The following is a 21,757-nucleotide window of genomic DNA, read 5'->3' on the forward strand; positions in this document are numbered from 1 at the left end:
CGTAACCCGATGCGCGCGGGATCGTCTACTTGGTCCCGAACATCCGGTCGCCGGCATCGCCCAGGCCCGGCACGATATAGCCGTGGTCGTTCAGCCGCTCGTCGACCGCCGCGGTCCAGACCGGGATGTCGGCATGCTCGAGCTGGAACTGCGCGATGCCTTCGGGCGCCGCGAGCAGGCAGACGAAGCGGATGTCGCGGGCGCCGCGCGCCTTGAGCAGCGATGCCCCGGCGCAGGCGGAGTTGCCGGTCGCCAGCATCGGATCCATCAGGATCACGGTGCGGTCGGAGAGATCCTGCGGCGCCTTGTAGTAGTATTCCACGGCCTGCAACGTGGCGGGGTCGCGATAGAGCCCGATATGAGCGACGCGCGCCGAGGGCACCAGCGCCAGCATGCCGTCGAGGAAGCCGACGCCGGCGCGCAGGATCGGCGCGAAGGTCAGCTTCTTGCCCGCGATTTTTGGTGCCTGCATTGTCGAGATCGGCGTCTCGATCTCGACGAGCTCCAGCGGCAGGTCGCGCGTCACCTCGTAGCAGAGGAGCATCCCGATCTCGTTCAGGAGCTCGCGAAAGCCCTTGGTCGAGCGGTCCTTCTCCCGCATCAGGGAGAGCTTGTGCTGGATCAGGGGGTGGGTGACGACGTTGACGCTGCTGGCACTCATGACAACCGATCTACACGGTTCCATCGGATTTCGCCAGCGGGGGGCCAGGCGCACCTGCGCGATCTCGCGGCACGGAGTGCCCGAGTTGTGCTCATTCTCCGACGTGCCCTCAGGCCGTGCCGGGCATCACGACCGCGGTCCACACCCGGCTGCTCGAGGATGCGAAGAGGACGAGGGTTTCGTGCCGTCTAGACGCCGAGGCCGCGCGCGAGCAACGTGACCACAAGCGTCAGCGCGGCGCCCCAGATCAGGCTCAGCGTCACCGCCAGGATGGTGGTGGTGACGACATGTTGCAGATTTGCCTTCGCGAGCTTCATGTCAGTTGCCCCGAGCCGCGACGATACGCATGCCGAACAGCAATGCGGCCATCAGGCCGATCATGAGGATGATCTTCAGCTCGATCATGTCCGGGAGTCCTGCTTGGCGATGAGCCGTACGCGGAGGCGCCTTGCCATTGCGGTCCTGCGGCCACATTGCGGCGACGCGCCATAGGAATGCGAGAGGGGCGGTGGCGGCTTGGTATAGGAAAGTCATAAAGACGGGGCCGTAGCCGTGTGTGCGGCCTAGCCGAAATGATCGCAAGCCACCGGCTCGTAGAGCGGGTTTGCGGCCGTCTTCACCGAGGGCACGCTCGGCCGGCTCGCTGTCGCCGCCAGTGCCTGCGCTTCGGAGAAAGCCGAGAGCAGGGCGATAGCGAGATCCGGATGCCGGGCCTCGACCGCGCTGTCGAGCCAGTCCGGCAGCTCGCGCTCGCGCGAGAGCGCGCAGTGCCATTCGCCATCGTCATAGGCGATGCGGCGCACCTGCCATAGCGGCAGCTCCAGCGCCATCAGCGCCAGCGCAGCATCGGCCCAGGCTTCGGCGTCGATCAGCCGCGCGAGGCGCGCGGAGCGTTCGTTCTGTCCGAGCGAGGGAATGCGCCGGCAGGCGGTGTCGATGATGTCAAGCATCAACGGTCGCGTCATGGCGTGAGCATTGCGCAGTCGCCTGCCGAGCGAAGCTGGATCGAAATCTCTGAGTGTCGTGGACATGGCGGTGTCCCGTTGTCGTGTCGATCACGAGAGGTGATCTTCACTGCCAAGATGGGCCGGGAAGGCATTTGAAAACGAGGGGAGGACGGAGGGAGAGAAATAGGGATTTCATAAAGAGAACTGGGCGCGTGAGGGGCGCAAACGTTCGCCAAATCCCCAACTGTCGTCCCGGCGAAGGCCAGGACCCGTAACCCCAGGGAGCAGTCGTTGCAGCGAGCTGCCAACCACCAGTCTTCACCAAACTTCTCCCTGGGGGTATGGGTCCCGGATCAGCGCTCCGCTTCGCTACGCTTGTCCGGGACGACGGTGTGTTGTGTGGCCGCATCGTGGGTCACTGCAACGTCCCCACATCCCCATTTCCGCCGCCCTTTATGAGATTCCTATAACGTCGCCATAGGCCTCATCTCGAAAACCTATGCTCCGGGTGGCACCTGTCCACGCGATGGCGCGGCATCCGTTCCCCGCCGCGTTCTTCTGCATAGGGACGTTCCATGTTCGACATCATCATGCTGGCGCTGGGCTTTGGCTTCTTCGCCCTTGCGGTCGGCTACACCTACGCCTGCGAGCGGCTGTAAGGGGAGGCGATCATGATTTTCGATTATTCGCTCGCCGGCGCCGTCTCGCTCGGCCTCCTCATCTACCTCACTTATGCGCTGCTGCGGCCCGAGCGGTTCTGAGCCGTGGTCCTGCTGCTCAAGCTGCTCGCAGCGGACGCCGTGCTCGTTGCGCTGCTGCTCGCGTTGCTCGCAGCCCTCCTGCGCACGCGTCACGCTCTCAAAGGTTGAACTACCATGACTGTCATCGGTTGGCTTCAGATCATCCTGTTTTGTGTCACCATCGTCGCGCTGACAAAACCGCTCGGCTGGTACATGACGCGCGTCTTCAACGGCGAGCGCACCTTCCTGTCGCCGGTGCTGCGCCCGGTCGAGATCGGCCTCTACCGGATCTCCGGCGTCGACGAGACGCGCGAACAGCATTGGATGACCTATACGGTCGCCATGCTGCTGTTCCATGTCGGCGGCTTCCTCGTCATCTACGGATTGATGCGATTGCAGGGCGTGCTGCCGTTCAATCCGGCCGGGCAGGGCGCGGTCGCGGAGGATCTCTCCTTCAACACCGCGATCTCCTTCATCACCAACACCAATTGGCAGAACTACGGCGGCGAGAGCACGCTGTCTTATCTCGTCCAGATGGTCGGCTTGACGCACCAGAATTTTCTGTCGGCGGCCACCGGCATCGCGCTTGCCGTGGCGTTGATTCGGGGCTTCTCGCGCGCCTCCGCGCGCACGGTCGGCAATTTCTGGGTCGATGTTGTCAGGACCACGCTTTACGTGCTGCTGCCGATCTGCGTAGTCTACGCGCTGTTTCTGGTCTGGCAAGGCATGCCGCAGACGCTCGGCGACTATGTCGAGGCGACGACGGTCGAAGGCGCCAAGCAGACCATCGCGGTCGGTCCCGTGGCCTCGCAAGTCGCGATCAAGATGCTCGGCACCAATGGCGGCGGCTTCTTCAATGCCAACGCTGCGCACCCCTTCGAGAACCCGACGGCATTGTCGAACTTCGTGCAGATGATCTCGATCTTTGCGCTCGGTGCTGCCCTGACCAACGTGTTCGGCCGCATGGTCGGCAACCAGCGCCAGGGATTTGCGATCCTCGCCGTGATGGGCGTGCTGTTCCTCGCCGGCGTCGCCGTCACCTATTGGGCGGAAGCCAACGGTACCTCGACGCTCCAGGCGCTGGGACTTTCCGGCGGCAACATGGAAGGCAAGGAGGTCCGCTTCGGCATCGTCGCGTCCTCGCTGTTTGCCGTGGTCACCACGGCCGCCTCCTGCGGCGCGGTCAACGCCATGCATGACAGCTTCACAGCGCTCGGCGGCATGATCCCGCTGATCAACATGCAGCTCGGAGAGATCATCGTCGGCGGCGTCGGCGCAGGCCTCTACGGCATGCTGCTGTTCGTCATCCTCGCGATCTTCGTCGCAGGCCTGATGGTCGGCCGTACGCCGGAATATGTCGGCAAGAAGATCGAGGCGCGCGAGGTCAAGATGGCGATGCTCGCGATCCTGGTGCTGCCGCTGATGTATCTCGGCTGGACCGCGGTCGGCGTGGTCTATCCGGCAGCGGTCGCCTCGATGGCGAATGCCGGTCCGCACGGCTTCACCGAGGTGCTCTACGCCTATACCTCGGCGACCGGCAACAATGGCTCGGCCTTCGCGGGCCTCACCGGAAACACCTTCTTCTACAACCTCACGCTTGCGAGCGCGATGTTCGTCGGCCGCTTCTTCATGATCGTTCCGGCGATGGCGATCGCGGGGTCGCTTGCGGGCAAGAAGTCCATTCCACCGTCGGCGGGCACGTTCCCGACCACGGGCGGATTGTTCGTTGGCCTCGTCGTCGGCGTGATCCTGATCATCGGCGGCCTGACCTTCTTCCCGGCGCTCGCGCTCGGCCCCATCGTCGAGCATCTCGCGATGAACGCCGGCAACTTGTTCTGATTGTTTCGGAGTGACCTCCATGGACGCCATGAAACTGCAAAAGCGCGCCTCCGTTTCGGCGATGCTCGACCCCAAAGTCGTGGTCCCCGCGATCCGCGCTTCTTTCGTCAAGCTCGACCCGCGGCTGATGATCAAGAACCCCGTGATGTTCGTGGTCGAGATCGTGGCCGCGCTCACGTCAGTGATCTTTTTGCGCGACCTCGTCATGGGTGGCGCGAGCCTCGGCTTCACCTTCCAGATCATCCTCTGGCTCTGGTTCACGGTGCTGTTCGCCAATTTCGCCGAGGCGGTGGCCGAGGGGCGGGGCAAGGCGCAGGCCGATTCGCTGCGCAAGACTCGCACCGAAAGCCAGGCTAAACTGGTCACTGGCTCGGACAAGGTGTTCAAGCTGGTGCCGGGCACCAGCCTGAAGGTCGGCGACATCGTGCTGGTGGAGGCCGGCGACACCATCCCCTCGGACGGTGAAGTGATCGAGGGCGTCGCCTCCGTCAACGAGGCCGCCATCACCGGCGAGTCCGCGCCGGTGATCCGCGAATCCGGCGGCGACCGCTCGGCGGTGACCGGCGGCACGGAGGTGCTGTCCGACCGGATCCGGGTGCGCATCACGGCGGCGCAAGGCTCGACCTTCATCGACCGCATGATCAAGCTGGTCGAGGGCGCCGAGCGGCAGAAGACGCCGAACGAGATCGCGCTCAACATCCTGCTCGCCGGCCTCACCATCATCTTCGTGTTCGCCACCGTCACGATCCCGAGCTATGCGGCCTATGCCGGCGGCTCGATCTCGGTGGTCGTACTGGTTGCGCTGTTCGTGACGCTGATCCCGACCACGATCGGTGCACTGCTCTCGGCGATCGGCATCGCCGGCATGGACCGCCTGGTGCGCTTCAATGTGCTGGCGATGTCGGGCCGTGCGGTCGAGGCCGCAGGCGATGTCGACACACTGCTGCTCGACAAGACCGGCACCATCACGCTCGGAAATCGCCAGGCGACCTCCTTCCGCCCCGTGCGCGGCGTGACCGAGCAGGAGCTGGCGGACGCGGCTCAGCTCGCCTCGCTCGCTGATGAGACGCCGGAGGGCCGCTCCATCGTCGTGCTCGCCAAGGAGAAGTACGGCATCCGCGGCCGCGACATGGCCGAGCTGGGCGCCACCTTCATCCCCTTCACGGCGCAGACCCGCATGAGCGGCGTCGATGCCGGCGGTTCGTCGGTGCGCAAGGGTGCGGTCGACGCCATGCTCAACTATGTCGGCGGCGGCGCGCCGCTGGCGGTAGCGTCGGGCAATACGGCGCGCGCAATGCAGCCCGCGGCGCTGTCGGAGGCCGGCCGCGAGATCCAGATCATCGCCGATGAGGTCTCGAAATCCGGCGGCACGCCGCTGGCGGTCGCCAAAGACGGCCGCCTGCTCGGCATCGTCCAGCTCAAGGACATCGTCAAGGGCGGCATCCGTGAGCGCTTTGCGGAGCTGCGCCGCATGGGCATCCGCACCATCATGATAACAGGCGACAACCCGATGACCGCGGCCGCGATCGCCGCCGAAGCCGGCGTCGACGACTTCCTTGCGCAGGCAACGCCCGAGGACAAGCTCAAGCTGATCCGCGACGAGCAGGCCAGGGGCAAGCTGGTGGCCATGTGCGGCGACGGCACCAACGACGCACCGGCGCTGGCGCAGGCCGATGTCGGCGTCGCCATGAACACCGGCACCCAGGCCGCGCGCGAGGCCGGCAACATGGTCGACCTCGATTCCAACCCGACCAAGCTGATCGAGGTGGTCGAGATCGGCAAGCAGCTGTTGATGACGCGCGGCGCGCTGACGACGTTCTCGATCGCCAACGACGTCGCAAAATATTTTGCGATCATCCCGGCGATGTTTTTGGCGTTCTACCCGCAGCTTGGCGTGATCAACGTCATGAACCTGTCGAGCCCGCAGAGCGCCATCCTGTCGGCGATCATCTTCAACGCGCTTGTTATCATCGGCTTGATTCCGCTGGCGCTGAAGGGCGTCGCCTATCGTGCTGTCGGTGCCGGCGCGCTGCTGCGGCGCAACCTCCTGGTCTACGGCCTCGGCGGCATCGTCATTCCCTTCATCGGCATCAAGGCGATCGACCTCGTCGTGACCGCCTTGCACCTGGCCTAGTCGTCATTCCGGGTTCGATGCTGCGCATCGCCCCGGAATGACGGAGAGAAATAGGAGTCCTAACATGCTCAGAGAAATCCGCCCCGCCATCGTCCTGCTGCTCGCGCTGACCGCGATCACGGGCCTTGCCTATCCGCTCGCCATGACCGGCATCGCCGGTGTGCTCTTCCCGGTGCAGGCGCAAGGCAGCCTGATCGAAAAGGACGGCAAGGTCATCGGCTCAGCCCTGATCGGACAGGAGTTCAAGGACGACAAATACTTTCACGGCCGCCCCTCGGCGACGGTCGCGCCGGACCCCGCCGATTCGACCAAGACGGTGTCCGCGCCCTACAACGCCGCCAATTCGGGCGGCTCCAATCTTGGCCCGACCAGCAAGGCGCTGGCCGACCGTCTCAAGGACGATGTGGACAAGGTGAGGGCGGAAAACCCGAACGCTGTGGTGCCCGTCGACCTCGTCACCACGACCGGCAGCGGCCTCGATCCGCACATTTCGCCGGAGGCCGCGCAATTCCAGGTGCCGCGGGTTGCGAAAACGCGCGGCATGTCGGAGGAGGCGGTCCGGCAACTCGTAGGGGCCAACACCGAGGGGCGGCTGCTCGGCCTGATCGGCGAGCCACGCGTGAACGTGCTGGCGCTCAATCTCGCGCTCGACCGTGTCGTGAAGTAGCGGCCTAGGCTGACCGCGTACGGATGATTATAATGAGCTGATGGTTCAACAGCGCCGCGATCCCGAACAACGTCCCTCGCCGGAGGCGCTGCTGGAGGCCGCGCACCGCGAGGAGAGCGCGCGCGGCAAGCTCAAGATCTTCGTCGGTGCCGCCCCGGGCGTCGGCAAGACCTATGAAATGCTGCAAAGCGCCCATGCCAGGCGCAAGGCCGGCATCGACGTCGTGGTCGGCTACATCGAGACCCATGGCCGCGCCGAGACCGAGGCGCTGCTGCAGGGGCTCGAACTGATCCCGCGCAAGCACCTCGACTATCGCGGCCAGGTGCTGGAGGAGATGGACCTCGACGCGGTGATTGCGCGCCGCCCGCAAATCGCGCTGGTCGACGAGCTCGCCCATACCAACGCCTCCGGCAGCCGCCATCCAAAACGCCATCTCGACGTCGAGGAGTTGCTGTCGCACGGCATCGACGTCTACACCGCCGTCAATATCCAGCACATCGAGAGCCTCAACGACGTCGTCGCCCAGATCACCCATGTGCGGGTGCGCGAGACGGTACCTGACTCGGTGTTCGACCGCGCCGATGCGATCGAGCTGATCGATCTCACGCCCGACGATCTGATCCAGCGGCTGAAGGAGGGTAAGGTCTATGTGCCCCGGCAGGCCGAGCGCGCGCTGGAGCACTATTTTTCGCCCGGCAACCTCACGGCGCTGCGCGAGCTGGCGCTGCGGCGCACCGCCGAGCGGGTCGACGAGCAACTGCTCACCCACATGCAGGCCAATGCGATCGCCGGCCCCTGGGCCGCAGGTGAACGTATCCTCGTCTGCGTCAGCGAGGACCCGCGTGCGGCGGGGCTCGTGCGCTACACCAAGCGGCTTGCCGACCGCCTGCATGCGCCGTTCACGGCGATCTCGATCGAGACGCGGCGCGCGCTGCAGCTCTCCGACGCGGAGCGCGACCGGCTCGCCGACACGCTGCGGCTTGCCGAATCGCTGGGCGGAGAGGCGCTGACGATTCCCGCCGTCGGCCGCCGCATCGCCGATGACGTCGTCAATTTCGCTCAGGGCAACAACGTCACCCAGATCGTGATCGGCAAGTCGAGCCGCTCGCGCTGGTTCGAGATGACGCGCGGCTCGGTGGTGCACGATCTCGTGCGCCGCTCCGGCAACATCACCGTGCACGTGATCGCCGGGGACGAGCTGCCCGGTGAGGTGGCACCGAAGACCGCCGTGCAGACAGCCGCGCGCGTCGAGCCGTTCGATCCGCTGCCCTATCTGAAGTCGCTTGGCGTCGTGCTGGTCAGCCTTGGCGCGGCCAGATTGCTCCAGCCCTATTTCGGCATCGAGAACGTCGATCTCGTGCTGCTGACCGCGGTGGTCGCGGTCGCCGTGCGCTACGGCCTCTGGCCATCGCTGCTCGCGACCGTCGCGGCCTCGCTCTCCTACAACTTCTTTTTCCTGCCGCCGGTCTACACCTTCACCATCACCGATCCGACCAACGTCGCAGCCTTCGTGCTGTTCATGGTCGTCGCGCTGCTGGTCTCCAACGTCGCCGCGCGCGTGCGCATCCAGGCCGACACCGCGATCGGCCGGATCAGGATGACCGAGCAGCTCTATGCCTTCAGCCGCAAGCTCGCGGGCACCGCGACGCTCGACGACGTCTTGTGGGCGACCGCCTACCAGATCGCGCTGATGCTGAAGGTGCGGGTGGTGCTGCTGTTGCCCGAGGACGGCGTGTTGACCGTGAAGTCGGGCTATCCGCCCGAGGACGATCTCGACCAGGCGGATCTCGCTGCCGCCAACTGGGCCTGGAGCAACGATCGCTCCGCAGGCCGCGGCTCGGACACGCTGCCCGGCGCAAAACGCCTGTTCTTGCCGATGCGCACCGGGCGCGGGCCGATCGGCGTCATCGGCATCGACAACGACCGCACCGGTCCCTTGCTGACGCCTGACCAGCGCCGGTTGCTCGACGCGCTGGTCGACCAGGGCGCGCTGGCGATCGAGCGCGTGCTGCTCGTCGAAGACATGGACCGCGTCAAGCGCACGGTGGAATCCGAACGGCTGCGCTCGGCGCTCCTGACCTCGATCTCGCACGATCTGAAGACGCCGGTCGCCTCCGTGCTGGGCGCGGCCTCGACCATGCGCGATCTTGCCGGGGCACTATCCGACACCGAGAAGCGCGATCTGCTCGCCACCGTGATCGACGAGTCCGAGCGGCTCAACCGTTTCATCGCCAATCTGCTCGACATGACCAAGCTGGAGTCGGGCGCCATCGTGCCCAAGACGGCGCTGCACGACCTCGGCGAGATCGTCGGCAGCGCGCTCCGGCGCGCGAGCAAGATCCTCACCGGCCACAAGGTCACCCTCGAACTCGCCGCCGATCTGCCGATGCTCGAGCTCGACGCCGTGCTGTTCGAGCAGGTGCTGTTCAATTTGCTGGATAACGCCGCAAAATATTCGCCTGCCGACACCACGATCTCGATCCGCAGCCAGCGCGACAGGGACCACGTCGTCCTGACGATCGCGGACGAGGGCGACGGCATTCCGCCCGGCGAGCTCGAAAGCGTGTTCGACAAATTCTATCGCGTGCAGAAGGGCGACCACGTGCGCCCGGGCACGGGGCTCGGCCTGGCCATCTCCCGCGGCTTCGTCGAGGCGATGCGCGGCACCATCTCGGCCGCCAACAGAAGGGACCGGAGCGGCGCAGTGCTGGCGATCCGCCTGCCGGTCCCGGCACAGACCCACGCATTGGATACCGCCGCATGAGCGCTGCCCCGATCAAGGTCTTGATCATCGACGACGAGCCGCCGATCCGCAAATTGCTGCGGATGGGACTGTCGACGCAGGGTTACGACATACTGGAAGCCTCGAATGGAAAAATCGCGCTGGAGAAGCTTGCCGAGGGGCCTGCGCTGATCATCCTCGATCTCGGGCTTCCAGACATCGGCGGTCACGAGCTGTTGCAGACGATCCGCGCCCGGAACGAGAGCGTGCCGATCGTGGTGCTGTCGAGCCGCGGCGACGAGGCCGGCAAGGTACAGGCGCTCGATCTCGGCGCCGACGACTATCTGACCAAGCCATTTGGCATGGACGAGTTGTTGGCCCGCATGCGCGCCGCGCTGCGGCACCAGTTGCAGGTCAAGGGCGAGCGGCCGGTGTTCCGCTCCGGCGATCTCTCGGTCGATCTGGTCCGCCGCATCGTCAAGGTCGGCGAGAAAGACATCAAATTGTCGCCCAAGGAGTACGACCTGTTGCGCGTGCTGGTGCAGCACGCCGGCAAGGTGCTCACGCATCGTTTTCTCCTGAAGGAGCTGTGGGACGAACTGACCGATGCGCAATATCTGCGCGTCTATGTGCGCCAGCTCAGGCAGAAGATCGAAGCCGACCCAGAGCGCCCGCAATATGTGCTGACGGAAACGGGGATCGGGTACCGGTTGAAGGCGGGGGATTGATTTTGCCACACCGTCATGGCCGGGCTCGTCCCGGCCATCCACGCGCTTCAGTGCGCGGGACAGACGTGGATGCCCGGGTCAAGCCCGGGTATGACGACTGAGATTGTGGTGTGGGCCCGCATCAACATCGTCATTGCGAGCGAAGCGAAGCAATCCAGAATCTCTCGCGGAGGCAGTCTGGATTGCTTCGTCGCAAGGGCTCCTCGCAATGACGGAGTGCGTTTAACCCGCCTTGCGATGCCGCGGCGCCGATCGATGCGTCTTCCGCACGCTGCGCTGCCGCCCTGTCGCGCGGCGGGCGTGGGGTTTGGCGGACGTCTTCCTTCCACCGCGCCCCTTCAAACTCTGCTTCAGCGCGTCCATCAGGCTGACGACGTTGCTCGGCCGCTCCTCCGGCTCCGGCAATTCGATCGTCTTGCCGCTCGCCTTGCGCTTGACCAGGGCCTTCAGCGCATTCTCGTATTCGTCCTTGAACTTTGACGGATCGAAATGCGACGCCTTCTTGTGCAGGATGTGACCGGCGAGCTCGACCATGTCCTTGGTGATTTTCGGGGTCTTGATGTCGTCGAAGAATTGGTCCTCGTCGCGCAGCTCGTAGTCGAAGCGCAGCGTGGTGCCGAGCAGACCCTTTCCGAGCGGCTCGATCGCCATGATGTGCTCGCGGTTGGTGAGCACGATCTTGGCGAGCGCCACGCGTTCCTCGTCCTTCATGGCGTCGCGGATGACAGCGAAGGCGTCGATCGCGGCCTTGCCGTCGGGCGCGATGTAATAGGGATGGTTGAGGTAACGCCGGTCGATCTCGTCACGCGGCACGAAGCTGTCGATGTCGATCGTGTGGTTGCTCTCGATCTGGACGGCCTCGAGCTCCTCGGGTTCGATCTCGACATATTTGCCCTTGCGCAGCTCGTAGCCGCGACCCTTCTGATCGCTCTCGACGACGTCGCCGGTTTCGGAATCGATCATCTGCTGCTTCAGCCGGTTGCCGGTCTCCCGGTTGATCATGTGAAACCGGGTCTTCTCGGCGGCTGTCGTCGCGGGGTAGAGCATGACGGGACAACTGACCAGCGACAGTTTCAGCGTTCCTTTCCAATAAGCGCGCGGGGCCATTCCATTCTCCAGCGATTTCAGTAGGATTTGGAACCCCAACCCAGCTTCGGGGTTTTGGTTCCGGGAGGGAGTTGGCGTGCCAGGCTCGACTGCGCGCGCGAAAATGCAGGGTCAGACGTGCTGAGAAACCTCTCCACCTATCGCAAGAAGCGGGATTTTGAGAAGACGCCAGAACCCTCCGGCGAGACCAAGGTCGCGCCCTCGAAGGCGCGGCGTTTCGTGATCCAGAAGCATGACGCCACCCGGCTGCACTATGATTTGCGGCTCGAATTCGAAGGCGTCTTCAAGTCCTGGGCGGTGACGCGCGGGCCCTCGCTCGATCCGCACGACAAGCGGCTCGCGGTCGAGGTCGAGGACCATCCGCTCGACTATGGCGACTTCGAGGGCACGATCCCCGAGGGGCAATATGGCGGCGGAACGGTGATGCTGTGGGATCGCGGCACCTGGGAATCCGAGGACCCCGAGCGTGGCTTCAGGAAAGGTGACCTCAAATTCACCCTGCATGGCGACAAGCTGCATGGCAGCTGGGTGCTGGTCCGCATGCGCAACGACCGCAACGGCGGCAAGCGTACCAACTGGCTTTTGATCAAGCATCGCGATGAATATGCCAGCGAGGGCGAGGACGTCCTGCGAGAGGACAAATCGGTCGCCTCCGGGCGCGCGATGGAACAGATCGCCGAGGGCAAGGGACGGGCGCCAAAACCGTTCATGCTCGCGAAGGGAAGGAAGAGCAAGGCGGACGCGGTCTGGCAGTCCAATCGCGCGGAAAAGGAGGAGGCACGGACCATCAAGCCGGCGCCGCTGATAGCGTTGAAGAAGGGCAAGGCGACGACGGCAACGAGTGCCAAAAAGGTGACGGAGATGCCGGACTTCGTCGCGCCGCAGCTCTGCACGCCGGTCGAACGGCCGCCCGGTGGCGACGGCTGGTGTCACGAGATCAAGTTCGACGGCTATCGTGTCCAGTTGCGCGTCGAAGACGGCGAGGCGACGTTGAAGACCCGCAAGGGGCTCGACTGGAGCGACAAGTTTGCCGCCATCGTCAAGGAAGGGACCGGCCTGCCGGACGTGATGATCGACGGCGAGATCGTCGCACTCGACCACAATGGCGCCCCGAATTTTTCCTCGCTCCAGGCGGCGCTGTCGGACGGCAAGACCGACGCGCTCATCTTCTTCGCCTTCGACCTGCTGTTCGCCGATGGCCTCGACTTGCGGAGATTGTCGCTCGGCGAGCGCAAGGAACGGCTCAAGAAATTGCTGGAGGCGCGCAAGGGCAAGTCGCACCAGATCCGCTATGTCGAGCATTTTGAGAGTGGCGGCGATGCGGTGTTGCAATCGGCCTGCAAGCTCGAGCTCGAAGGCGTGGTGTCGAAGAAGCTCGATGGTCCCTACCGCTCCGGCCGGACCGAGAGCTGGACCAAGGCAAAATGCCGTGCCGGGCATGAGGTCGTGATCGGCGGCTACAAGACCACCAACGGCAAATTCCGTTCGCTGATGGCGGGCGTGCACCGCGGCGATGACCTCGCCTTTGTCGGTATGGTCGGTACAGGGTTCGGTGCGGACAAGGTCAGGCGCATCATGCCGTTGTTGAAGGCGGCGGAAGCTGATGAGAGCCCCTTCGGCGGCAAGAACGCGCCGAAGAAGACCCGCGACATGCACTGGCTGAAGCCGGAGCTCGTTGCCGAGATCGAGTTCGCCGGCTTCACCGCTGATGGCAATATCCGCCAGGCCGCGTTCAAGGGATTGCGGCACGACAAGCCTGCCGAGGAGGTGGAGGCGGAGACGCCCAGGAAGACCGCGCTCGCCAAGCCGGTCGCACGCAAGGAAGCGGCCAAGGGTGTGGCTAAGTCCGGAAAGCGGTTGAAGGAGACCGGGGCAGCCGAAGTGATGGGCGTCGTCATCTCCAAGCCCGACAAGGAGCTGTGGCCAGACGGCGGCGACGGCGAGGGCGTAACCAAGCTCGACCTCGCGCGTTATTTCGAGGCGGTCGGCGACTGGATGATCGTCCATCTGAAGGGGCGGCCGTGCTCAATCATCCGCGCACCTGATGGCATCGGCGGTGAAAAGTTCTTCCAGCGCCACGCCATGCAGGGGACCTCGAGCCTGTTGGAGCTCGCAAAAGTCTCCGGCGACCGAAAGCCTTACTTGCAGATCGACCGGGTCGAGGGGCTTGCGGCGGTTGCGCAGATCGGCGGCGTCGAGCTGCATCCCTGGAATTGCGCGCCTGACGCCTACGATACGCCGGGCCGGCTGGTGTTCGACCTCGATCCGGCGCCGGACGTGGCCTTTGCCGACGTGGTCGAGGCGGCCAGGGACATGCGCCAGCGCCTCACCGATCTCGGCATGGAGAGCTTTTGCAAGACCACCGGCGGCAAGGGCCTGCACGTCGTGGTGTCGCTGCTGCACGGCGCGCGCGACAAGGTGAGCTGGAAGGAGGCAAAAGCCTTTGCGCAGGGCGTCTGCCAGTGGATGGCCAATGACGATCCGGAGCGCTATCTGCTCAACATGTCCAAGAAGCTGCGCAACGGAAAGATCTTCCTCGACTATCTGCGCAATGATCGCCTTGCAACCGCGGTGGCGCCGCTGTCGCCGCGCGCCCGCGACGGCGCGACGGTGTCGATGCCGGTGACCTGGGCGCAGGTGAAGAGCGACCTCGACCCGAAACGCTACACCATGCGGACCGTGCCGGGTTTGCTGGCGCGCTCGAAGGCCTGGGACGGCTACGACCACGCCGCGGCGTCGATCAAGGCTGCAATGAAGAAGCTGGCGGGGAAGATGAAGTAGTCACGCGGCTCGCCGCACATGCCGTACTCGTAGGGTGGGTTAGCCCCGCGGTTGCGCGAAGCGCAATCCGCTTGGCGTAACCCACCTCTTTTCTTCCGCATCGAGAGACGTGGTGGGTTACGCTTCGCTAACCCACCCTACGCAGCGCCTGCCGCTAGATCCGTCCCATCAGCAGCAGTATCAGCAGGATGACGATGATCAGCCCGAGGCCGCCGCCGCCGTAATAGCCCGTGCCGTAGAACGGGCCGCCGCCGATGCCGCTGAAGCCGCCGAGTAGCGCAATGACCAGAATGATCAGAATGATGGTACCGATTGTCATGCGAGTCTCCTCCAGCCCTCTCACAAGGGTTGTTTGCGAAGTCTGAGTTCGTCGGGGCAACTTGCCGTAGAAATGAAAGTTCCTGTGATGCAACACCTAAGAAAGGCCTCGGGTGCTGGAACTATTGCCAGGATTTCGTGCCTGACTATGTGAGGAAAGAAGCACTGGAGGCTGGGCCATGTCAGCACCGCTCGTCGTTTCAATCCCGCATCGCCTGGGCCGCGAGGAAGCGGCGCGTCGTCTCAAGGCCGGGCTCGGCCGTGCCGCGGCCAGCATCCCCGTGATGCAGGTCGAGGAGGAGCGCTGGGAGGGAGACCGGATGAATTTTCGCATCCGCGCGCTTGGGCAGATCGCGACCGGCAATGTCGACGTCGCCGAGGATCACGTAAGGGTCGAGGTGGTGCTGCCCTGGCTGCTGCAGCGCTTTGCCGAGATGGCGCAGGCGACCATCCGCAAGCGCGGGCAATTGCTGCTGACCAAGGGCGACGGGAAATAGTTGTTTAAGCGCGTGCGCGCTGGCGCACCGGCTTGGAGGCGGTCGCGGTCTTTGCGCGCAAGACGGTTGCCGGAAGGGTGCGGAACGCCCGCGATATCTGCAACTCCTGACCCTCAACGCCGTCGATCGCATAGCCCTTCACATCCACCACTGCATCGAGAGTTTTGGCGTCCGGCCATTCCCGGCCGCCTTGCGTGAGCGGTGCGAACAGCCGGCCGGCGACGATGATCGCCGCGTCGCGTCCATAGCGGCGGGCGAAGGCGATGACATGGTCGCTGTGTGGCCCGCTCACCTCGAGCGGCTGGTAGTCGCCCAGTGCAAAGACATCGGCCAGGTTTGCGCGTAGCGCGAGCAGATGCCGCGTCCAGACGAGTTTCAGCCGGCCGTCCGAGGCGTTGCGGGCGAGATCGTTCCAGTCCGGACGTTCGAGCGCGGTGAGCATTTTGCCTCGCGCGGCAAAGTCCACGGGACGGCGGTTATCGGGGTCGACCAGCGACAGATCCCAGAACTCGGTGCCTTGATAGAAATCCGGCACTCCCGGCAGGGTCGCCTTCAACGTGAGCTGGCTCAGCGAATTCAGCGCGCCAAGGCGCGCAAGGCGCTGCGCCAGCGTCTGCAGCGAATCCAGGAATTCGCGGGAGACGGCGGGATCGAGGAGTTTTGCGATGAACTCCTGGACGCCGGCCTCGTAGGATTCGTGCGGATTGAGCCAGCTCGTTTCCTCCTTGCCCTCGCGCGCGGCCTTGAGCGCATAGGCCTGAATGCGCTCGACGAGGCCGGCATCGGGGGGCGTGAGCGGCCAGGCGCCGAGCAGGGTCTGATAAAGCATGTATTCGAACGTCGCCGACGGCGCACGCATGTTGCCGTGGGTCGTGATATGCGGCGCGTTCAACACCTTCCAGCGCGCGACTGCGCTCGTCCACTCGCCCGGGATTTCGCTCAGTGCAGCAAGGCGCGTACGCGCATCCTCGCCGCGCTTGGTGTCGTGTGTCGCCGTCGCCGTCATGCCATGGGGCCATTCCTTCGCCCGCACCTGCATGGCCTGATGGAATGCGGGGACCGACAGGCCCTTGGCGGACGGATCGCCGCCGACCTCGTTCAGCGCCAACAGGCGGTGGTAGCGGTAGAACGCGGTGTCCTCCAGCGACTTTGCCATCATCGGCCCGGTGAACTGCTGCACCTTCAGCGCAAAGCGGCGCACGCGCGGCGCGCCGTGCGGCGGACGACCGGGCTTGAGCAGGTCCATGGTGAGGGCATCGCGCAGGAAATCGAAAATGCCTTCATCGGCGGAAAACCATTCGGCGCGCGCACGCGCGATGGTCTCGTCGATCAGCTTGCGGTCATGCGCGGTCGGGCCGGCGGTCGTAATGTAGGTGCGGTAGACCGGAAAGTGCAGCACATAGAGCTCGAGCGCCTGCCGCAGGCTGTCGGCGGAAAAATCGCGCGTCGAATAGTGCCCGTTGGCGATCCGGGCCAGCAGGCGCGTCAGCACGGTGAATTCGCTCGTCAGCAGCGTTTCGAGCACGCGCCGCTTGGCTTCCATCACATAAGGTGCGAGCCGCGGCGGTCGATTGCTGATCTGGCGCCAGGTCTCGTCCAGCGCGTCCAGCCCCTTGGCGTCGACCAGCACGTGGGTGATGACGTTCATCCATTCATAGCCGGTGGTGCCCTGTACCCCGGCAAAATGCGGCAGCCGCTCGTGCTCGCAAAGGATCTTTTCGATCACGGTGTAGAAGGGTTTTGCTGCGCCTTGCTCGCTGCGGACGAGGCGACGCAGCCGCTGGCAATATTGCGCGGGGTCGCGCAGGCCGTCGATATGGTCGAGGCGGATGCCTTGCAGCCTGCCGTCGGCGATCAACTGCTTGACGAGCTTGTGCGTGGCCTCGAACGTACCGGGGTCTTCGACCCGCAGGCCCGCGAGGCCGTTGACGTCGAAGAAGCGGCGATAATTGATGTCGCTGGAGGCGAGCCGCCAGTGGCCGAGCTTGTAGTGCTGCCGTTCCAGGAGATGATGCAGCGCCAGCGTCTGTGACGGACGATCCTTTGCCGCACGGTAGGCGGCAAGGCCGCGGTCGATGAGGTCAGCGGCACCGATCGCCTTCAGTTCGGCCTTGAAGGCAGGTGCTTCTTTCCGGTTCGGATGGCGCAAGCCCCTGTATCGCTCGGCGAGGGCGAGCAGGCGCTTGCCGGATTCGTTCGTCTCCGCGCCGGCTTCCTTCACGATCATCCGGAGCATCTCGCCATAGCGCTCCGGCGCGATCGGCAGGCGATGCTCAAAATACCAGGCTGAAAAGCTGCCTTCGTCGGAATCGTAGCGCAGCTCGATCTCGCCGCGCTCGAGCGCGTCGCCATAGGCCGAACCGAGGATCGGCAACAGCACGCCGCTACGGGCGCGATAGGCCAGTAACTCCCAGTCGATGTCGAAGGAGACGGCATGCGGCGAGGCCGGGCCCCATTCCAGCATGTCGAGCCAGAACGGATTGTCGGCAAAATGCACGCCGACATGGTTCGGCACAAAATCGATGATGAGGCCGAGGTCGTGCTGCCTCAACGCCTCGCTCAGGCGGGCAAAGCCGGCTTCGCCGCCGAGCTCGGGACTGAGCTGGCCGTGGTCCACGGTGTCGTAGCCGTGCGTCGAACCCTTGCGCGCCTTCATCACCGGAGAGGAATAAAGATGCGTGATGCCGAGCGCCTTCAGGTAGGGCACGATGTCGGCCGCGGCGTCAAAGTTGAAATCGGCGGTGAGCTGCAGGCGGTAGGTGGCAAGCGGGATGGCGGGAGGCATGTCACCCTCCGATGCGCCAAAAGACCGACCAGGGCAGGAGTCGGTCGCCGGTGTCGCCGCCCCAGATCGGCGCGCCGGTGATGGTGTCTGTTGCCGCGATGTCCTGATCCGACAAATTGGCGATCAGGCGCAGCGTCGTCCCGTCGGCCATGCGCCAATGCGCGGCGAGCAGGCCGTTGTCGGACACATTGGCATCGCCGAACGCGACGCTGCCGAGCCGCGGCATGATCTCCCTTTGCCTGACGGCGAGCAGGTTTCGCACCAGCGCCAGCCGCGCATCTTCTTCGGGAGTGCGCTTCTCCCAATCGAGCACGGCGGATTGCGGCGTGGCGGGATCGAGCGGGTCGGGCACCTCGTCGCCGTACTTTGCATAGGCCCAGGCATATTCCTCACGCCGGCCCTTGCGGACGGCGGTGGCGAGGTCGCCATGGAAATCGCAGAAGAACGGGAAGGGCGCTTTCGAGCCCCATTCCTCGCCCATGAACAGCATCGGCACCTGAGGTGCGAGCAGCAAGATGGCGAGGGCGGCCTCGATCGCCCTGGGCGATGCGATGCTTTCGAGACGGTCGCCGAGCGCGCGGTTGCCGATCTGGTCGTGGTTCTGCAGGAAGTTGACGAAGGTGGTCGGCGGCAGCGCCCCGCTTGGTTCGCCGCGCGGCTTGTTTCCCCAGAAGGCGGACGTTTCGCCCTGGTAGACGAAGCCCGAGGCCAGCGCGCGGGCGAGATCGATGCGCCACGTTCCCTGATAGTCGCCATAGTAACCGGCGGATTCGCCCGTCAGCATCACGTGCCAGACGTGATGGTAGTCGTCGTTCCACTGGCCCCGGTATTTGCCGTTCGGCGGCTCCTGCGCGGGATCGAGCAGGCTCGCGCGGTTATCGCCGTTCTCCAGAACGAGATGGATGTGACGGCCGGTGGCCGCGGCGAGCTGACCGGCCGCGACGCTCAGCTCATGGAGCAGCGACTGCTCGCCGGGGATCGCCATGATGTGGTTGGCCGCGTCGAGCCGCAATCCGTCGAAGCGATAGTCGCTGAGCCAGGACAGCGCATTCTCGATCGCGAAGGCGCGCACCTGCGGCACGCGATAGTCGATCGCGCTGCCCCAGGGCGTGTGCGCGTCGGTGAAGAAGGACGGCGCGTAGCGGCCGAGATAATTCCCCTCGGGGCCGAAGTGATTGTAGACGACGTCGAGGAACACCATCAGCCCGCGCAGATGGGCCTCGTCGATCAGCGTCTTCAGGTCATCCGGCCGGCCATAGGCGCCGTCGGGCGCGTACCACAGCACGCCGTCATAGCCCCAGCCGCGCTTGCCTGCGAAGTCCGCCAGCGGCATCAGCTCGAGCGCAGTGATGCCGGTCGCGACGAGATGATCGAGTTTTTCGATCATCGCGCGGTAGCTGCCTTGCGGCGTGAACGTGCCGACATGGGCCTCCAGCAGCACGGTCTCGTGCCAGGGACGGCCGCGCCAGTTCTTGGCGCGCCACTCGAAGCTCGCATGGTCGATCACCTCGCCGGGACCGAAGACGTCGTCCGGCTGGAAGGCGGAGGCGGGATCGGGCACGTCGAGCTCGTCATCGATCCGGAATTTATAGCGGGCGCCGGCCTTCAGGCCGGGAATGTCGGCCACGTACCAGCCGTCGTCGCGCCGCTGCATGGCGTACGGCCTGTCGAGCTTGAGATCGACGCGTCTGGCCGCGGGCGCCCAAAGGCGGAACGAGACGCCCTCCCTGGTTGGCCTTGCCCCGAAGGATGGCCTCATAGCGCGCCCGCAAACGCCAGCACCGAGCGCGGCGGTGCCTTGCTGTCGGCGCCGGGCGGGAAATCGACGCTGTTCAGCCTGGCCTCAGTCGTGTTCAGGATCTGCTGCCAGCTCTTGTATTCGGTCATCCTGGGCAATTTGATTGCGATCTCTTCGGGGGCGGCGTTCAGGACGATAAAGATCGCGGAGCCGCCGGGTTCCAGCGAACCCATCACATAAGAGAGGAACCTGCCTTCGGGGAAATTCCAATCGCTCTCCGTCATCTCCTCGCCGGCCGGCGTCAGCCAGAGCACGCCATAGGAGCCGTCGGCGCGGCGGCCGTCGAGCCAGCGATGGCTGCGGAGCTGCGAGAAGCGCCGGCGGATGTCGGCGAGATGGGCGACGAAGTCGACCATGTCCTCGCCATCCTTGCCGAGATCGTCCCACAACACCCAGCCGGTCTCGTTGTCCTGGCAATAGGCGTTGTTGTTACCGTTCTGGGTGTTGCCGACCTCGTCGCCGGCGAGCAGCAGCGGCGTGCCCTGCGCGAGCATCAGGCAGGCCAGCACATTCTTGCGGAGCTGGCGGCGCAGGGCGAGGATATCCGGATCGTCGGACGGGCCTTCGACGCCGCAATTGTTGCTGTGGTTGTCGTTGGAGCCGTCGCGATTGTCTTCGCCGTTCGCTTCGTTGTGCTTCTGGTTGTAGCTGAAGAGGTCGGCGAGCGTGAAACCGTCATGGACGGTGATATGGTTGATCGAGGCGCGGGGCCGCCGGCCGTCATGGTTGAACAGGTCGGAAGACGCCGTCATGCGCGAGGAAATGTCGCCGATCAGGCTGCCTTCGCCGCTCCAGTAGCGGCGCATGGCGCTGCGATAGCGATCATTCCACTCCGACCATTGCGAGGGAAACGCGCCGACCTGGTAGCCGCCGAGACCGAGGTCCCAGGGTTCGGCGACGAGTTTGACGTTGGCGAGCACCGGGTCCTGGCGCACGGCTGTCAGGAACGAGGCGCCGCGGTCATAGCCATTGGGCCCGCGCGCGAGCGTGGTCGCGAGATCGAAGCGGAAACCGTCGACATGGCAGACCTCGACCCAGTAGCGCAGCGAATCCATCACCATCTGCAGGACGCGCGGATGGGTGAGATTCACCGACGAGCCGCAGCCGGTAAAATCGTCGTAAAAGCGCGGGTTCTCGCGGTTCAGCCAGTAATAGGACGCATTGTCGATGCCGCGGAAGCACAGTGTCGGGCCGAGATGGTTGCCTTCGGCGGTGTGGTTGTAGACGACGTCGAGCATCACCTCGATGCCGGCATCGTGCAGCCGCGCCACGGTGGTGCGGAAGGAGTCGAGCGTATTGTCCTGGGCATAGCGCGGCTCCGGCGCGAAGAACGACAGCGTGTTGTAGCCCCAGTAGTTGACGAGCTTCTTCTCGACCAGCACGCGGTCGTCGATAAAGCCGTGGATCGGCAGCAGCTCGATCGTGGTGACCCCCAGGCGCTTGAGGTGCTCGATCATCGCGGGTGAGGACAGACCGCCGTAGGTGCCGCGCAAGTTCGGCGGTACGTCCTCGCGCTTCTGGGTCAGGCCCTTGATATGGGCCTCGTAGATGACGGTGTCTTCCCAGGGCACGTTGGGACGGATCTCGCGCCGGCCCCAGTTGAAGGTCTCGTCGACGACGACGGCCTTGATCATGCCGCGGGCATTGTCGCGCCGGTCGAAGGAGAGGTCCTCGCGCGGGCTGCCGGTGCGATAGGCGAAATGGGCATCGCTCCAGACCAGGCGGCCTGCGAGCCGTTTTGCGTAGGGATCAAGCAGCAGCTTGTTGGCATTGAAGCGATGGCCGTGCTCGGGTTCGTAAGGGCCGTGCACGCGATAGCCGTAGAGCTGACCTGGCGAGACGTCGTTGAGGTAGCCGTGCCAGACGTCCTCGGTCCGCTCGGGCAGCTCGATGCGTTCGAGTTCGCGCCGACCCTGGCTGTCGAACAGGCACAGCTCGACCTTCTGCGCATTGGCCGAGAACAGCGCGAAATTGGTGCCTCTTCCGTCCCAGCTTGCGCCGAGGCGAGCGGACGATCCGGCGGTCAGTCGCAT

17 protein-coding genes are annotated in these 21,757 nt (G+C 64.9%); 8 read left to right on the plus strand and 9 right to left on the minus strand.

All coding sequences use genetic code 11. The features are described from left to right. Positions 1-25: 25 nt before the first annotated feature. From upp to KUF59_RS10360, 4 genes are all read right to left on the minus strand, one after another. A complete protein-coding gene (gene upp / locus KUF59_RS10345; RefSeq protein ID WP_212405143.1) occupies positions 26-661 on the minus strand; it encodes a uracil phosphoribosyltransferase in 636 nt (211 codons plus the stop codon). 188 nt (positions 662-849) lie between these two features. After that, on the minus strand, positions 850-978 hold the full coding sequence (locus KUF59_RS10350) for a hypothetical protein (RefSeq protein WP_258769404.1): 129 nt from the start codon (positions 976-978) through the stop codon (positions 850-852). Position 979: 1 nt separating this feature from the next. After that, positions 980-1,135 (minus strand): hypothetical protein, encoded by a 156-nt coding sequence (locus KUF59_RS10355; RefSeq protein WP_212461453.1) that lies wholly within the window; start codon positions 1,133-1,135, stop codon positions 980-982. A gap of 89 nt (positions 1,136-1,224) precedes the next feature. After that, the gene (locus KUF59_RS10360; protein WP_212461452.1) at positions 1,225-1,692 is read right to left on the minus strand and encodes a hypothetical protein; all 468 of its coding nucleotides are present in this window, start codon (positions 1,690-1,692) and stop codon (positions 1,225-1,227) included. 587 nt (positions 1,693-2,279) lie between these two features. Here KUF59_RS10360 and KUF59_RS10365 point away from each other — a divergent pair. From KUF59_RS10365 to KUF59_RS10390, 6 genes are all read left to right on the plus strand, one after another. Beyond that, on the plus strand, positions 2,280-2,369 hold the full coding sequence (locus KUF59_RS10365) for a K(+)-transporting ATPase subunit F (protein ID WP_042340291.1): 90 nt from the start codon (positions 2,280-2,282) through the stop codon (positions 2,367-2,369). Between the two features lie 114 nt (positions 2,370-2,483). After that, complete coding sequence (gene kdpA, locus KUF59_RS10370; protein ID WP_212461451.1) at positions 2,484-4,187, plus strand: potassium-transporting ATPase subunit KdpA; 1,704 nt, start codon at positions 2,484-2,486, stop codon at positions 4,185-4,187. Between the two features lie 19 nt (positions 4,188-4,206). After that, positions 4,207-6,321 (plus strand): potassium-transporting ATPase subunit KdpB, encoded by a 2,115-nt coding sequence (gene kdpB / locus KUF59_RS10375; protein WP_212461450.1) that lies wholly within the window; start codon positions 4,207-4,209, stop codon positions 6,319-6,321. 64 nt (positions 6,322-6,385) lie between these two features. After that, positions 6,386-6,988: a K(+)-transporting ATPase subunit C gene (locus tag KUF59_RS10380; RefSeq protein WP_212461449.1), complete on the plus strand. Its 603-nt coding sequence runs from the start codon at positions 6,386-6,388 to the stop codon at positions 6,986-6,988. A 40-nt stretch (positions 6,989-7,028) separates the two neighbouring features. Continuing rightward, a complete protein-coding gene (locus tag KUF59_RS10385) occupies positions 7,029-9,752 on the plus strand; it encodes a sensor histidine kinase (RefSeq protein ID WP_258769406.1) in 2,724 nt (907 codons plus the stop codon). Further along, the gene (locus KUF59_RS10390) at positions 9,749-10,438 is read left to right on the plus strand and encodes a response regulator (RefSeq protein WP_212461447.1); all 690 of its coding nucleotides are present in this window, start codon (positions 9,749-9,751) and stop codon (positions 10,436-10,438) included. Before KUF59_RS10385 ends, KUF59_RS10390 begins: the two co-directional genes overlap by 4 nt. A gap of 222 nt (positions 10,439-10,660) precedes the next feature. Here the strand turns inward: KUF59_RS10390 and ku are convergent, their stop codons facing one another. Continuing rightward, entirely contained in the window at positions 10,661-11,545 is an 885-nt protein-coding gene (ku, locus tag KUF59_RS10395) for a non-homologous end joining protein Ku (protein WP_212461446.1), read from the minus strand. 117 nt (positions 11,546-11,662) lie between these two features. On the opposite strand from ku, the gene ligD reads away from it, so the two are divergent. After that, positions 11,663-14,326: a DNA ligase D gene (gene ligD, locus KUF59_RS10400; RefSeq protein ID WP_212461445.1), complete on the plus strand. Its 2,664-nt coding sequence runs from the start codon at positions 11,663-11,665 to the stop codon at positions 14,324-14,326. A gap of 154 nt (positions 14,327-14,480) precedes the next feature. Here the strand turns inward: ligD and KUF59_RS10405 are convergent, their stop codons facing one another. Then, positions 14,481-14,645 (minus strand): DUF3309 family protein, encoded by a 165-nt coding sequence (locus KUF59_RS10405; protein ID WP_212462003.1) that lies wholly within the window; start codon positions 14,643-14,645, stop codon positions 14,481-14,483. 178 nt (positions 14,646-14,823) lie between these two features. On the opposite strand from KUF59_RS10405, the gene KUF59_RS10410 reads away from it, so the two are divergent. Continuing rightward, positions 14,824-15,141, plus strand: a complete 318-nt coding sequence (locus KUF59_RS10410) for a polyhydroxyalkanoic acid system family protein (RefSeq protein WP_212462004.1) — start codon at positions 14,824-14,826, stop codon at positions 15,139-15,141. A 4-nt stretch (positions 15,142-15,145) separates the two neighbouring features. Here the strand turns inward: KUF59_RS10410 and treY are convergent, their stop codons facing one another. From treY to glgX, 3 genes are read right to left on the minus strand one after another with little or no spacing between them, the layout of a single operon-like run. After that, positions 15,146-17,926 (minus strand): malto-oligosyltrehalose synthase, encoded by a 2,781-nt coding sequence (treY, locus tag KUF59_RS10415; protein WP_212462005.1) that lies wholly within the window; start codon positions 17,924-17,926, stop codon positions 15,146-15,148. Position 17,927: 1 nt separating this feature from the next. Further along, complete coding sequence (gene treZ, locus KUF59_RS10420) at positions 17,928-19,685, minus strand: malto-oligosyltrehalose trehalohydrolase (RefSeq protein ID WP_212462006.1); 1,758 nt, start codon at positions 19,683-19,685, stop codon at positions 17,928-17,930. Beyond that, positions 19,682-21,757, minus strand: a complete 2,076-nt coding sequence (gene glgX, locus KUF59_RS10425; RefSeq protein WP_212462007.1) for a glycogen debranching protein GlgX — start codon at positions 21,755-21,757, stop codon at positions 19,682-19,684. Before glgX ends, treZ begins: the two co-directional genes overlap by 4 nt.

It is taken from the genome of Bradyrhizobium arachidis, assembly GCF_024758505.1.
GTDB lineage: Bacteria > Pseudomonadota > Alphaproteobacteria > Rhizobiales > Xanthobacteraceae > Bradyrhizobium > Bradyrhizobium manausense_C.

Coding starts and splice junctions, on each gene's coding strand:
- upp (WP_212405143.1), bottom strand. CDS start 661: ATGAGTGCCAGCAGCGTCAACGTCGTCACCCACCCCCTGATCCAGCAC.
- KUF59_RS10350 (WP_258769404.1), bottom strand. CDS start 978: ATGAAGCTCGCGAAGGCAAATCTGCAACATGTCGTCACCACCACCATC.
- KUF59_RS10355 (WP_212461453.1), bottom strand. CDS start 1,135: ATGTGGCCGCAGGACCGCAATGGCAAGGCGCCTCCGCGTACGGCTCAT.
- KUF59_RS10360 (WP_212461452.1), bottom strand. CDS start 1,692: ATGTCCACGACACTCAGAGATTTCGATCCAGCTTCGCTCGGCAGGCGA.
- KUF59_RS10365 (WP_042340291.1), top strand. CDS start 2,280: ATGATTTTCGATTATTCGCTCGCCGGCGCCGTCTCGCTCGGCCTCCTC.
- kdpA (WP_212461451.1), top strand. CDS start 2,484: ATGACTGTCATCGGTTGGCTTCAGATCATCCTGTTTTGTGTCACCATC.
- kdpB (WP_212461450.1), top strand. CDS start 4,207: ATGGACGCCATGAAACTGCAAAAGCGCGCCTCCGTTTCGGCGATGCTC.
- KUF59_RS10380 (WP_212461449.1), top strand. CDS start 6,386: ATGCTCAGAGAAATCCGCCCCGCCATCGTCCTGCTGCTCGCGCTGACC.
- KUF59_RS10385 (WP_258769406.1), top strand. CDS start 7,029: ATGGTTCAACAGCGCCGCGATCCCGAACAACGTCCCTCGCCGGAGGCG.
- KUF59_RS10390 (WP_212461447.1), top strand. CDS start 9,749: ATGAGCGCTGCCCCGATCAAGGTCTTGATCATCGACGACGAGCCGCCG.
- ku (WP_212461446.1), bottom strand. CDS start 11,545: ATGGCCCCGCGCGCTTATTGGAAAGGAACGCTGAAACTGTCGCTGGTC.
- KUF59_RS10405 (WP_212462003.1), bottom strand. CDS start 14,645: ATGACAATCGGTACCATCATTCTGATCATTCTGGTCATTGCGCTACTC.
- KUF59_RS10410 (WP_212462004.1), top strand. CDS start 14,824: ATGTCAGCACCGCTCGTCGTTTCAATCCCGCATCGCCTGGGCCGCGAG.
- treY (WP_212462005.1), bottom strand. CDS start 17,926: ATGCCTCCCGCCATCCCGCTTGCCACCTACCGCCTGCAGCTCACCGCC.
- treZ (WP_212462006.1), bottom strand. CDS start 19,685: ATGAGGCCATCCTTCGGGGCAAGGCCAACCAGGGAGGGCGTCTCGTTC.
- glgX (WP_212462007.1), bottom strand. CDS start 21,757: ATGCGACTGACCGCCGGATCGTCCGCTCGCCTCGGCGCAAGCTGGGAC.